Raw genomic sequence first — 12,113 nt, 5'->3', positions numbered from 1 at the left:
ATTCAGCGATCGATAAGGCCTTGCCTGCGTTGGTCAACACACCCACATGATCACAGCGGTGGCCGCCTCACGTCCGGCCTCGGATCAGGCGAGACCACCAAGTGCGGCCGGCGTACCAACCGGCTCCCTCCTCGACAACAGCGACCTCGACGCACTGCTCAGCGTTAGAGCCACTGTGGGACGACTTTCTCCAGGTCACGCCCGCCATTCTTCGACCACCGCCTCTATTAATGCCAGCGAGTCCTTCGGCGACAAGGCCAGCTCGCGGATATCCTCCCAGACGCGACAGATCTCCGCGACCCGCTCCGGCTTCTCGATGATCTGGCCCCTGAGAGCAGTGTCCAAGTTCGCGATTTCGCACCTATCCAGCTTCGCGATCATGAATGGGCCGCCCGCGTAGTACTCGGTGCCCGCAGGCACTATTTTCACGATGATGTTCGGCCACTGTGCCAGCTCACGAACACGGGTCAATTGATCGAACATCACCTTGCTGTCGCCCACCGTGCGTCGAAGCGCATACTCATCGATGACGAAGACGCACATCGGCGGATTCTCGTCGCTGAGTATTGCCTGTCGATCGATTCGCCGACGTACGAGCTCCTCGACTTCGATCGACAGGTGCCGGTTGAACCGAATGACCGCGCGCGCGTAGTCCGGAGTCTGGAGCAGCCCGGGAATGACCGCGAGGTCATAGCTGTGGATCATGTTCGCGTGGGCTTCGGCGGACAGCCACCGGTCGGTCCACACCGTAGGGATCTCGGGCGTCACCCACTTCTCGAAGTAGCGGGCGAGGTAGCCGTTCGTGTGTAGCGCCTCGTCGCAGCGCTTGACGTCGTCGAGATGGGGCGTGCGACGGCCGTTGATCCACTGGCTGACGGTCGAGGGGGCGACGTGGAGCGCCTCGGCGAATTGTTTGCCGGTGAGGCCGGCCGCCTCGCAGGCGTAGGCCAGCTCCTTACCCCACGCGTCGAGCGCCGTCTCTCGTTTCGGTGCCATTGGGGGTTCACATCCTCGTGTGAATGGCTATCGGGACTTCACGCACAAGCGACGGTGGGTTCGCACTTCCCAGCATATCCCTTCACGGCCACGCTGGGTAGCGCGACCAACACGCTAGGAGATCAGTCAATGCGGCCGTACACGAGTGAAGAGATGAGCGCATTCGCGAAGTGGCTCACGCAGGCCTGCCAGGAGGCCGGACTGACCGCGGAGCAGTACGGGACGAGGGTCCGAATCATTGCGCAATGCCACTTTCTCACCGAAGAAGTCGAATGCCGCCCCGACACCGACGGGAACCTCCGCTTCTGGTGGTCCTGGGGCAAACCGATCGCCGACCGGAACGACCACACACGCCTCCTCACCGCGGACGAGGTCGACGACCTCGTGGCCGCCATCCGGCACGTCGTCACCATTCCGGTCAGGCGGCGGCCGTGACCGAATCGCAGGAGGTCACGGATCCGGTCGCCCGGGCGGCGCTGGAGTCGGTGCGGGCCTTCAACGCCGCCATCGACCGGCTCGGACTACCTGCCATGACGGCGGCGTGCGAGCTCACGCAGCTCGATCGGCTTGTCCGAAGATATCCGGAAGCCGCCCGTAAAAGTCTGCAGCTGCTCGAGCAGGAGAAACGGTCGCGCACTCACGTCTCGGCTCCCTGATTAATTCCGGTCGGTGTTCGAGCGACGCCCGTACGAAACGTTCGGTTAACAAGGAGATCAGGGGCCGCGGTCTATGGCGTGCTTTCGGGTGCCGTGTGATCATGGCAGTCGCCATCCGGTGATCCCGCAATTCTTGCCCTGGACAACGGAGTACTCCATGAAAAGCCTTGCGCAGCATTCCGATTTGCTGATCGCGACTGTGATGGCCGACATCGCGATTGTCCTGGTGGTAGGAGCGATCCTCGGCCGCCTGGTCCGGCATCTGAGACAGCCACCGGTCATCGGCGAGATCATCGCCGGGATCGCGCTCGGGCCCAGCCTGCTCGGGCTCCTCCCGGGCGACCCCACCGCCCACATCTTCCCGACCGAGGCGCGGCCGTACCTCTCGGCGATCGCGCAGGTCGGGCTCCTGATCTTCATGTTCGGCATCGGCTGGGAGTTCGACAAACGGCTGCTGAAGGGGCGTCGCAGCGCGGCCGGGGCGGTATCGATCAGCTCGATCGCGCTCGCCTTCGGTCTCGGCGTCGCCCTGGCGACACTGCTGTACTCCCACCACCAGACCGTGAAGGGCCACCACACGTCGTTCACGGCGTTCGCGCTGTTCATGGGTGCGGCAATGTCCATCACCGCGTTCCCCGTGCTCGCCCGGATGCTGACCGAGCACCGCATGATGGGAACGCGCGTGGGTGCTCTCGCGTTGGCCAGCGCGGCCGTCGACGACGTGCTCGCCTGGTGCCTCCTCGCACTGACCGCCGCGATCGTCACCGCCAACGGCGCCGCCGGGCACATGGTGCAGATCGGCATCCTGTCGGCGGTCTATGTAGCGATCATGGCGCTGCTCATACGCCCGCTGCTGGCCTACCTGACGCGCACGTGGGTCACCGACCGGGTGCCACCGCTGTACGTCATCATGCTGGTGACCGGGATCTTCCTGTCGTCCTACGCCACGACGTGGATCGGCATTCACGCCATCTTCGGCGCATTCGCGTTCGGCGTCATCATGCCGCGCGAGCCGTTCGAGGTCCTCATCGAGGGCGTGAAGCGGCCGTTCGGCGGAATCAGCATGGTGCTGCTCCCGGTCTTCTTCATCGTGACGGGCCTGAACGTCGATGTCAGCGCCCTCTCCGGCCGCAGCGTCATCGAACTGGCCGCCATCGTCCTCGTCGCCTGCGTCGGCAAGATGGTGGGCGCGACGGTCCCCGGAAGGCTCACCGGAATGTCGTGGCGGGAGGCCGGCACCCTCGGCCTGCTGATGAACACGCGCGGCCTGACCGAGCTGATCATCCTCAACGTCGGCGTCAGCCTCGGGGTCCTCGACGGCCAGATGTTCACGATGATGGTCCTGATGGCGCTGGTCACGACGGCCCTGGCAGGCCCCCTGCTGCCGAACGCCCCCGCGTCCCCGGACGAACTCGCCCACCGCCGCTCCGCGCGATCGGCCGAGTCACAGGCGGCATAGGGCCGCCGGGGATCCTCTCGTGCGGGAGGCCGCCGAACGAACTCCCGCACGAGGGGCCGCGCTCACAGCCCGGCGCCGCCCGTGGCGTCGACGACCCGGCCGGTCACCCAGCGCGCGTCGTCGGAGGCCAGGAAGGCCACGACGTCGGCGATGTCCTCGGGCCGCCCGACCCGGCCCAGGGCGGCCACGGACGCGGCGTACGCCTCGGCCTCCGGGTCGCCGCGAAGCCAGGAGGCGTTGACGTCGGTGTCGACGATCCCCGGAGCCACCGAGTTCACCGTGATGCCACGGGGGCCGAGTTCCTTGGCGAGGTTGAGGGTGAAGGTGTCCAGCGCGCCCTTCGTGGCGCTGTAGGCGATGATCTCCGGCATGGCGAGGGTGGCCGCGCCGCTGGAAATGTTGATGATCCGGCCGCCGTCCCGCAGGCGGGTCAGCCCCTGCTGCACGATGAAGAACGGCGCGCGCACGTTCACGGCGAACAGTTCGTCGAACTCGTCCTCGGTCAGCGAGGCCAGCGGCGCGCTGCGTCCGATGCCGGCGTTGTTGACGATGATGTCCAGCCTCCCGTCGGGCGCGTGGTCGCCGCCCTCGGCGTCGAAGGCGGCCCACAGGTGGGCCGCGTCGCCGTGCCGTCCCAGCTGCGCCCGTAGCGCGAAGGCCCGGCCCCCGTCCTTCCGGATGCGCTCGACGGTCTCACGCGCCGCCGCCTCGTCGCGGGCGTAGGCGACGGCGACCGCCGCGCCGTCACGCGCGAGTCGTTCCGCGATGGCCCGCCCGATGCCCCGGCTCCCGCCGGTCACCAGCGCGACCTTGCCTTCCAGCGCCCCTGTTCCCATGACCACGTACGCCCCTATTTCTTGAGGGATCACTCAACAAAGGGGGACCCTAGCATGTTTGTTGAGTGATCCTTCTAAAATGACGGCGTGAGTGAAGCAGGCGCGAAGCGCGGACGGCCGCCGGCGTTCGACCGGACGAGGGCCCTCGCGGCCGCCACCCGGTTGTTCTGGGAGCACGGCTACGAGGCCACCTCCATCGGCGAGCTGACCAAGGCGATGGACATCCGGCCCGGGAGCCTGTACGTGGCGTTCGGCGACAAGAAGGGCCTGTTCAAAGAGGTGGTGCGGGCCTACGGGCGCTCTCCCGCCGGCGCGTTCGTGGGCGTCGCGCTGAAGGAGGAGCCCACGGCCCGGGAGGCGTTCCGCCGTATCCTGCGCGAGGCCGCGGCCGTCTACCCCGACCCCTCCCACCCGGCCGGCTGCCTGACCATCAGCGCCGCGACCAACGTCACCGTCCAGGACGCGGAGGTGGCGACCTTGCTGCGCGACCTGCGTAACACGAACCTGGCCGCATTCGAGACCCGCCTGCGGACCGCCCAGCGAAAAGGCGAACTGCCTGCCACGGCCGATCCGCGCGCCCTCGCCGCGTATTTCGCGGCGGTCATCCAGGGCATGTCACAACGCGCCCGTGATGGCGCCACGGCGGCCGAGCTCGCCGAGACCGCCGAACTGGCCCTGGCGGCCTGTCAGGCGGCGGGAGTCGGCTTGACGTAGGTCACCGCGACATTGAGGTAGGTCGCGAGACCGTAGTCGTGGCCCCGGACGGCGAGCAGGTTGCAGCAGTCCAGATAATTGGCCGGAACGACGACGTCGATGGCGCCGGCGTTGCAGTTGCCGCTCTTGGCGGCCTGGAGCAGATGGCCGTTGAAATAGACGCTCGCGTCGTTGTCCACGGTCCCCTGAATGCGGACCTCCTGGGCGTCCCGCGGGATGTGCACCCAGTGACGTGCGAGGATGTCCGTGTTGACGGCCCAGTTGGTCTTGACGTTCGCGGGATTGTTCCACTTGCACGTGCGGTTGACGGTCCCGAAGCCCTCCTGACCGGAGGGCCAGCCGCTGTCGTCGAAACTCCGGTCGGCGAAGAGCGGCTGGTCGGCCGCCGGTGGCACCTGCAGGTACCTCCAGTCGGTGCTGTTGTAGCCGAGCGCGGTGACCACGGTCTGCCGCTTCCCGGCCGGGGAGGCGGACGCGGGCGCCGCGGTGGTCAGAGCCATGGCGGCCAGCAGCGAGCCGGCCGCGAGGCCCACGGGCAGGAAGCGCAAGGACTTCGTCGACATGAGAGCCTTTCGTCGATTATGCGGAGATTTCGCGATCCGGTCGATGTCTTCGGGCGACGGGATGCGAGGGAAGCGAATCATCCCGGCGTCGGCGGTGAACGGATCCGCCATCGCAGTTGGCCGATCTTTGCGCGGAGGATGCTCCCCGCTAGTGCGGTGACCCCATACGTCCGCCTGGTCCGGTGACACCATGGCCGCCCCCTCCGGGCCCGCCCCAAGATCCGACGCGTCGAGCGGTAGCCTGCGCCTCCTCATCAACCTCTCAGGGAGACGGCGCGCACAGTGTTCAGGCGTTTGCGGCAGCTGATCGGCGGTGAGGCGCTCGACGCCGATCACCGAGTCGGCGGGGCGGGCGTTGGGGCCACTGGTCCGGCTACGAACCCTGCTCGATGACGAGGACTCGGAGGAGAGCGCGTGGCACGAATAGTCAGCGGAACAGGCGGAAGAACCCGCGCACCTGCTTGACCAGCGACTCCGGCTGCTCCAGCGCGGCGAAGTGGCCACCATGCGGCAGCTCCTCGAACCAGCGCAGGTCGGTGAACCGCAGCTCGGCCTCCCGCCTCGACGGGCGGGTTATGTCGCGCGGGTAGACCGACAGCCCGGATGGCGCGGTCACCTTGTCCCGGAAGTTGGCGAAGCTCTCCCAGTACAGGCGCGCCGACGACGTGGCCGACGCGGTGAACCAATAGACCGAGATCTCGTCGAGGATCGTCTGCCGCGACAACGCGTCCTCGGGATGGCCGTCGTTGTCCGTCCACGCCCAGAACTTCTCGGCGATCCAGGCGGCCTGCCCGGCCGGGGAGTCGGTGAGGCCGTAGCCGAGCGTCTGCGGCCGGGTCGCCTGGATCGCCGAGTACCCCCGGCCGGTGCGCTGCATCTCCTTCTCGGCCTCGAGATTCGCCAGCTCCGCGGGCGTCGGGTCGTCGAACGTGCCCGCCGCCACGGATCCCAGGTTCAGGTGCACGCCGGCGACCCGCTCGGGCGCCACCTCGCCCAGCGCGCCGGACACTGCCGAACCCCAGTCACCGCCCTGCGCGCCGTACCGTTCGTAACCCAGCGAGACCATCAACGTGTCCCAGGCGCGCGCGGTGCGAGTGATGCCCCACCCGGTCGTCGACGGCTTGTCACTCCAGCCGTACCCGGGCAACGACGGCGCGACCACGTGGAACGCGTCCGCCGGGTCCCCGCCGTGCGCGCGCGGGTCGGTCAGCGGGCCGAGGACCTCCAGGAACTCGAGAACCGAACCCGGCCACCCGTGCGTGAGCACGAGCGGGAACGCGTCCGGCTCCGGCGAGCGGACGTGCAGGAAGTGGATGCCCAGCCCGTCGATCGTGTCGCGGTACTGCGGGAACACGTTCAGCCGCTCGGCGAACCCGAAGTCGTAGTCCTCGGCCCAGCTGCGGCACAGCTCCTGCGCATACGCCAGCGGCAAACCCTGTGACCAGTCGTCCACCGGCTCGCGCTCGGGCCACCGTGTCCGTCGCAATCGTTCACGCAGGTCCGCGATCTCGGCTTCGGTGATGCTGACCTCGAATGGCTCGGCGGACATGGCAAGGCTCCCTACTGGTCAAGGCGTTATCGGATCAGATGCAGGTGGACCGTCATCGCGGGCTCCCACGCGTTGCGTCGGGTTCGGGGCGGCGGTCGGCGATAGGGCGCCGGGTCAGGCTGAGGACGAGTCCGGCCAGGGGGAGCGCCGCGAGCACGGCGAGGGCCACCGGCACCGGCACGATGCCGGACAGGCCCGCGACAGCGGCCGGACCGATCCCGCCACCCAGGGCGTTCATGAAGTTGAGCAGGCTCTGTGCGGTGTCGCGGTCGTCCGCGGCGACCAGGTCCGGCGCGAGGCTCACCAGTACGGCTTGGGCGCCGGCGAACCCGCACACGGTCAACGCCGTGCCGACGACAATCGGAATCGGCCCGGTGAAGATCGCGACCACGAGCACGCCGACGACGGTGAGTGCCGCAAGCCCGGCCGACACCTGCCAGCCGGTGAACCGGTCGGTCAAGGTGCCGACCAGCCGCCCGGCCAGCACCGAGCAGGCGGCGGCCGGGACCAAGAGCACGCCGGCTTCCAGGGGGCCACCGCCCGTGGCCTGCTCGATCAGGGACGGGGCGCGGAACAGCACCCCGTAGTAGCCGGCGAAGACGGTCCCGCCGATGAGCCCGGCCGCCAGGAAGCCGCGGGATGCGATCACCCGCCGAGGCACGAACCCGTCGGGCGTGCTTCGCACGCGCCACCACAGTCCCACAGCGGCGAGCGCCCCGGCGGCAGCCACGACGAGCGTGACCGGAGCGGACAGGCCGACCGAGTGTGCCTGCAGCAACGTGATCAAGGAGCCGGCGAGTACCGACAGCACGGCCGCGCCGACGATATCGAGTCGCCCGGTCGAGCCGTTTCGCTCGCAGCCGCTACCGCTCCGCGTCAGCGCGCGCCTACTCGGCAATGCGGCCAGCAGGAAGGGCAGCGCGAGGACCGGGATCGCGAGCACGGCACGCCACCCGAACCATGCGGTCACCGCCCCGCCCAACAGTGTCCCGCACCCCGACGCCGTCGCGCTGGCGGCCGCGATGATTCCCAGGGCGCGGATCCGTTGCCGCCGGGGAAGGGCGGTGGCCGCGGCAAAGACGGCGATCACGGTCGCGCCCGCCCCGGCGCCGCCGATCAGTCGGCCGACGATCACGACGGACAGTGTCGGCCCGGCTCCGGCGAGCACGGAGCCCGCGGCGAGCGCCACGACCCCGGCGACGAGGACCTGGAAGGGGCTCCAGCGGACCAGTAGCCGACCCGCGACCGGCATCGCGAGCGCGGAGGTCAGCGACCACGCGGCGAGAATCCATGCGGTGGCCCCGAACGGCACCGCGAGTGCGCGGCCGATGGCCGGCAGGGCCACCGACGGCGCACCCAGTGCCACGTACATCGGCAGCACCAGCATCCCCAAAGTCAGCCCCAGCCGACGCCCGTCCGGGGCGTCGGTTCGCTCCGGTGCCGGGGACCCTCCAGACGGGATCGTCTGCGGCGTCGTCCCCTGCCGGGTATGTTGTGACATGCGAAAGCTCATTTGCGTGTAACGTTACGAGGCGGCGAGGAGATACGTCAAATGCGGGATGCGTATTACAGCCCATTGGCGGTCCAGACGGCCGTCGACCTGGCCAACACCTTGAGGCCGATCAAGGGAGAGGACGCGCTCGAGACCGTGGAGCAGCTCCGGGACTTCCTTGACGACCATCCCGCGGCTGAGCCTCCGAGTTCGGCCGCGAACCAAGGGACCGGTCCGCGGCATCTCACCCGCGCCGACCTGGCGGAAGTCCGCGCGTTGCGCGAAACCGTGCGTGAGGTGCTCGAACGGGCGAACGCGGACGCGGTCGAAGCTGCGGCTCTGATCAACGACGGTCTGCGTCGCAGCCGTGCCACCCTGCTACTGCGCCACGAGGACGACCGCTGGTGGACCGAGGTGACCTCCGACACCGACCGCTGCTCGGCGCACCTTGCCGCGACTACGCTCAGCGCACTGGCCTCCGTGATCGCCACGCTCGGCCCCGCTCGTCTCGGCGTATGTGCCGGGCCGACCTGCCGGGCCACTTTCGTGGACCTCTCGCGCAACGGCTCGAAGCAGTACTGCACCCGAACCTGCGCACACCGGGCCAGCGTCGCGGCCTACCGGAGCCGGCGCAGCCCGCGTTGAGCGCCGGCACCTGACCCTTCCAGGCCGGCTCCGGCGGCAGGCGATGATGGCATCCGGCCTGCCGTCATCGCCGCTCGTACGGGGTGGTTCTCGGACGATGGCGGCTCATCGAACCGGGCGGTACGGTCTATGGCATGCCGGTTCGCAAAGGCGCGACGATCGACCCGGCGCGCACCCGCGCCGCGATCCTGGAGACGGCCACTCCCCTGCTGTACGAGCGCGGCCTCGACGGCATCGGCGTCGCCGAGTTGTGCGCCCGGCTCGGGATCTCCAAGGAGACGCTCTACCGGCACTTCGGCACGAAGGACGGCCTGGTCGAAGCCATGCTGGAGGCGCGCAGCGAGCGGGTGACCCGATGGCTGGCCGAGGCCGCCGAGGCCGCCGGGCAGGACCCCGCCGACCAGCTCACCGCGGTGTTCGACGCCCTGCAGGAGTGGTACGACGACCCGGTGTTCCGCGGCTGCGCGATGCTGAACGCCGCCGCACAGCACCACGTCGCGTCCGTACGCGACATCACCGCGCGCCACCTGGACGGCTACCTCGAACTCCTGACCGGCATCGCCGAACGCGCCGGGGCCGCCGATCCATCGGCCCTGGGACGGCAGTGGCTCATGCTCGTCGAAGGGGCGACCGTCGTCGCCGCGCACCACGACGCGGCCGGCGCGGGTGAGCACGCCCGCCAGGCCGCGCTCGCCCTGCTGCCCGCCGCCCGGACCGGCCCTCGGGACTGACCCGCCGCACCGGTCCCATGGCCCGGGCGGCCGGGACGACTCGGCCGGGCAGGCCGCGTCAGGCCGGAACCGCGCGGACGAGGACCAGCGAACCCTCCAGATACGGCTGCCGGCGCAGGGCGCCGTGCCGCTCGTCCCATGCGCCGGATTCGAGGTCGCCTCGGAGGCGTTGCACGTACTGCTCGCTCAGTGCCGGCTCGACGAAGCTCCACGCCGAGCACGCCTGCCGTGCCCCGGGGTCGAGGAGGCGTTCCGGCCGCGCGTAGTACGCCTCGTTGAACCCGTCGGTGCAGTCGGCGGGGATGGGCACCGGCCGCACCGACGCCTCGCCGCCGAGCACCTCGGTGATGTCGCCGATCGCCGGGTACCGGCGGGCCTCGGTGTCCAGGACCAGCGGGGCGTACTCGTACAGCCAGAAGTTCCGGACCAGGTCCGGGTCGCAGGTCAGGATGACGACGGGGCCGCGGGCGACGCGCCGCATCTCCCGCAGGCCCGCCTTCAGGTCGCTCCACTGGTGAACGCTGAACGTCGTCATCGCGGCGTCGAAGGCGTCGTCGGCGAACGGCAGGTGCTCCGCCGTGGCGTCCACGGCGGGCGGCAGATGGGCGGGCCGCTGGGCGCGCATGGACGCCGACGGCTCCACCGGGGTGACGTCCGGCGCCACGGACTCATAGCCACCGGCGCCCGCGCCGACGTTGACCACCGTCCGCGCGCCTCCCAGGGCCTCGGCGATGAGCCGGGCGATACGGTCGTCCGGCCTGCGGTAGTCGCTGTACCCGGTTCCGATCGTGCCGTAGTCCGCGTCGCCCGCGCTGCCGTCCGCTTTCCGCTCTCCCATGACGAGCGAGCCTTCCACACCGCCAGCGGCCTCGGGAACCGGTTTTCCGGACACCCGCGGCACCGGCCGGGTCACCGGTGGACCCGTTTCCGAATGCCCCCAGCACTGGACCGCCGGGATTTGGGTAGCGTCGCGTGCGTGCGGCTTCATGTGGGATGTGCGATGTGGACCCATGCGCCATGGCAGGGGCGATTCCTGCCTCATCCGCTTCCTCCGCAGGAACGGCTGAAGGCGTACGCGAGCTGGTGCAATGCGGTCGAGGGGAACACCACCTTCTACGCCATTCCAGCGCGTGGCACGGTGGAGACCTGGGCGGGTCAGACCGACGAGGATTTCCGCTTTGTCCTGAAAATGCCCAAGTCGATCACGCATGTGCGCCGCCTCGGGGACGTCGGCGCCGAACTCCGCGCCTTCCTGGACGCCATCGAGCCGCTCGGGCCGCGGGCCCACGCGCTCTGGATCCAGCTGCCGCCGGCGTTCGCGCCGGCCGACGTCGGGGTGCTGGCGGCCTTCCTGCGCCGGCTCCCGCCCTCGCACCGGTACGCCGTCGAGGTACGGCACCGCGCGTTCTTCGAGGATCCGGGAGCCGCGGCGCTCCTCGAGAAGGCCCTCGCCGGCGTCGGTGCGGAGTGGATCCCGTTCGACACCACGGCGCTCTTCCAGACCCCGCCGACGAGCGACATGGAGCGCGACGCCTGGACGCGCAAGCCGCGCGTCGCACGACGCACGGTCGCCCTCACCGACCGGCCCATCGTCCGGTACATCGGCCGTGACTCCGTGGACGAAACGGTCGCCGGCTGGCGGGGATGGGTCGGCCAGGTCGCCGGATGGCTGCGGGAAGGCCGTTCGCCGACGGTCTTCATCCACACCCCGGACAACGCCGAGGCGCTGCAGCTCGCCCGCCGGTTCCACGAGGACGTACGGGCCCGGCTTCCGGAGCTCGAACCGCTGCCGGAGCCGATGCGGGCGCCCGCCGAGCCGCCGACCCTCTTCTGACGGAGAGCCTGGCGGCCGGTACGGAAAGCATTTACACACGGCATACTCAGTGAGTGTGGACGTCCTCTTCGATTCCCCCGTCGTGCGGCTGCGGCAACCCGGAAAAATCCTCCCGACCCAGGCGAGCTACGAGATTCTCGATGACAAGCGGAATCGCCTGGCGTTCGCCACGGAGACCGATCGGCGCACCCGTCTGCAAATGCTGAAGGCGACTCTGCCCACCGCGCCGCCGCCGGGCGCGCGCATCCTCACGGTCACCGGCACCGACGACCAGGCGATCCTCCTGCTGACCCGGCATCCGAACGGGCGGCTCGCCGAGGTCCACGGGCCGGACGGCGGCCTGGTCGGCCGGATCCGCGCGACCGGGACGACCCGTCATTACAAACTTACCGACGACCAGGAGCAGGTCGTGGCGACCGCCGTCGGAGAGCTGTCGCTCAAACACTTCCAGGTCACCGCGGCCTCGGGCGCCCGGATCGCCCACGTGAGCAAGACCTGGGCCGGGCCGGTGAAGGAGTGGCTCACCCCCTCGGACCACTACAAGATCGAGTTCAACCGGGACATCTCCGAGCCGGCCCGCACCCTCACCGTCATGCTGGCGATCATGCTTGACCTGTCCCTGTTCGGCCCGATGTGAG

The 12,113-nt window shown here is 69.5% G+C and carries 15 protein-coding genes; 8 read left to right on the top strand and 7 right to left on the bottom strand.

All coding sequences use genetic code 11. From position 1 onward, the window contains the following. Positions 1–67 precede the first annotated feature (67 nt). Complete coding sequence (locus NDW01_RS04700; RefSeq protein WP_252816884.1) at positions 68–208, bottom strand: DUF397 domain-containing protein; 141 nt, start codon at positions 206–208, stop codon at positions 68–70. After that, positions 196–996, bottom strand: coding sequence for a helix-turn-helix domain-containing protein (locus tag NDW01_RS04695; RefSeq protein WP_252816882.1), 801 nt, complete (start codon positions 994–996; stop codon positions 196–198). Before NDW01_RS04695 ends, NDW01_RS04700 begins: the two co-directional genes overlap by 13 nt. Positions 997–1,149: 153 nt before the next feature. On the opposite strand from NDW01_RS04695, the gene NDW01_RS04690 reads away from it, so the two are divergent. The 3 genes from NDW01_RS04690 (at position 1,150) to NDW01_RS04680 (ending at position 3,111) form a co-directional block, all read left to right on the top strand. Next, positions 1,150–1,431, top strand: coding sequence for a hypothetical protein (locus NDW01_RS04690; RefSeq protein WP_252816879.1), 282 nt, complete (start codon positions 1,150–1,152; stop codon positions 1,429–1,431). Then, complete coding sequence (locus NDW01_RS04685) at positions 1,428–1,652, top strand: hypothetical protein (RefSeq protein ID WP_252816877.1); 225 nt, start codon at positions 1,428–1,430, stop codon at positions 1,650–1,652. The genes NDW01_RS04690 and NDW01_RS04685 overlap by 4 nt, the downstream gene beginning before the upstream one ends. Before the next feature lie 184 nt (positions 1,653–1,836). Further along, positions 1,837–3,111, top strand: coding sequence for a cation:proton antiporter domain-containing protein (locus NDW01_RS04680; protein ID WP_252816875.1), 1,275 nt, complete (start codon positions 1,837–1,839; stop codon positions 3,109–3,111). A 62-nt stretch (positions 3,112–3,173) separates the two neighbouring features. On the opposite strand, the gene NDW01_RS04675 is transcribed toward NDW01_RS04680, so the two are convergent. After that, positions 3,174–3,947 (bottom strand): glucose 1-dehydrogenase, encoded by a 774-nt coding sequence (locus NDW01_RS04675; protein WP_252816873.1) that lies wholly within the window; start codon positions 3,945–3,947, stop codon positions 3,174–3,176. Positions 3,948–4,034: 87 nt separating this feature from the next. Here NDW01_RS04675 and NDW01_RS04670 point away from each other — a divergent pair, with 87 nt between their 5' ends. Next, positions 4,035–4,661: a TetR/AcrR family transcriptional regulator gene (locus NDW01_RS04670; protein WP_252816871.1), complete on the top strand. Its 627-nt coding sequence runs from the start codon at positions 4,035–4,037 to the stop codon at positions 4,659–4,661. Here the strand turns inward: NDW01_RS04670 and NDW01_RS04665 are convergent. From NDW01_RS04665 to NDW01_RS04655, 3 genes are all read right to left on the bottom strand, one after another. Next, the gene (locus tag NDW01_RS04665; RefSeq protein ID WP_252816870.1) at positions 4,634–5,224 is read right to left on the bottom strand and encodes a hypothetical protein; all 591 of its coding nucleotides are present in this window, start codon (positions 5,222–5,224) and stop codon (positions 4,634–4,636) included. The two genes, NDW01_RS04670 and NDW01_RS04665, sit on opposite strands and share 28 nt — an antisense overlap. 427 nt (positions 5,225–5,651) lie before the next feature. Further along, positions 5,652–6,773 carry an epoxide hydrolase family protein gene (locus NDW01_RS04660; RefSeq protein ID WP_252816868.1) on the bottom strand — a complete coding sequence of 374 codons (1,122 nt, stop codon included), beginning with the start codon at positions 6,771–6,773 and terminating at the stop codon, positions 5,652–5,654. A gap of 52 nt (positions 6,774–6,825) precedes the next feature. Continuing rightward, positions 6,826–8,274 carry an MFS transporter gene (locus NDW01_RS04655; protein WP_252816866.1) on the bottom strand — a complete coding sequence of 483 codons (1,449 nt, stop codon included), beginning with the start codon at positions 8,272–8,274 and terminating at the stop codon, positions 6,826–6,828. A 51-nt stretch (positions 8,275–8,325) separates the two neighbouring features. Between NDW01_RS04655 and NDW01_RS04650 the strand changes: the two genes are divergently transcribed. Both NDW01_RS04650 and NDW01_RS04645 read left to right on the top strand, forming a co-directional pair. Then, positions 8,326–8,910, top strand: coding sequence for a CGNR zinc finger domain-containing protein (locus NDW01_RS04650; protein ID WP_252816864.1), 585 nt, complete (start codon positions 8,326–8,328; stop codon positions 8,908–8,910). 134 nt (positions 8,911–9,044) lie between these two features. Next, the gene (locus tag NDW01_RS04645; RefSeq protein WP_252816862.1) at positions 9,045–9,641 is read left to right on the top strand and encodes a TetR/AcrR family transcriptional regulator; all 597 of its coding nucleotides are present in this window, start codon (positions 9,045–9,047) and stop codon (positions 9,639–9,641) included. Positions 9,642–9,699: 58 nt separating this feature from the next. Here the strand turns inward: NDW01_RS04645 and NDW01_RS04640 are convergent, their stop codons facing one another. Further along, the gene (locus NDW01_RS04640) at positions 9,700–10,479 is read right to left on the bottom strand and encodes a class I SAM-dependent methyltransferase (protein WP_252816860.1); all 780 of its coding nucleotides are present in this window, start codon (positions 10,477–10,479) and stop codon (positions 9,700–9,702) included. Positions 10,480–10,617: 138 nt separating this feature from the next. Between NDW01_RS04640 and NDW01_RS04635 the strand changes: the two genes are divergently transcribed. Further along, a complete protein-coding gene (locus NDW01_RS04635; RefSeq protein ID WP_252816858.1) occupies positions 10,618–11,475 on the top strand; it encodes a DUF72 domain-containing protein in 858 nt (285 codons plus the stop codon). A gap of 55 nt (positions 11,476–11,530) precedes the next feature. Next, a complete protein-coding gene (locus NDW01_RS04630) occupies positions 11,531–12,112 on the top strand; it encodes a phospholipid scramblase family protein (RefSeq protein WP_252816857.1) in 582 nt (193 codons plus the stop codon). Position 12,113: the final 1 nt, after the last annotated feature.

Origin of the sequence: Actinoallomurus soli, from assembly GCF_024055715.1 — a bacterium.
Taxonomy (GTDB): Bacteria; Actinomycetota; Actinomycetes; order Streptosporangiales; family Streptosporangiaceae; genus Actinoallomurus; species Actinoallomurus soli.
The sequence above is the reverse complement of the archived record's forward strand: the minus strand, read 5'-3'. Positions and strand labels throughout refer to the sequence as shown.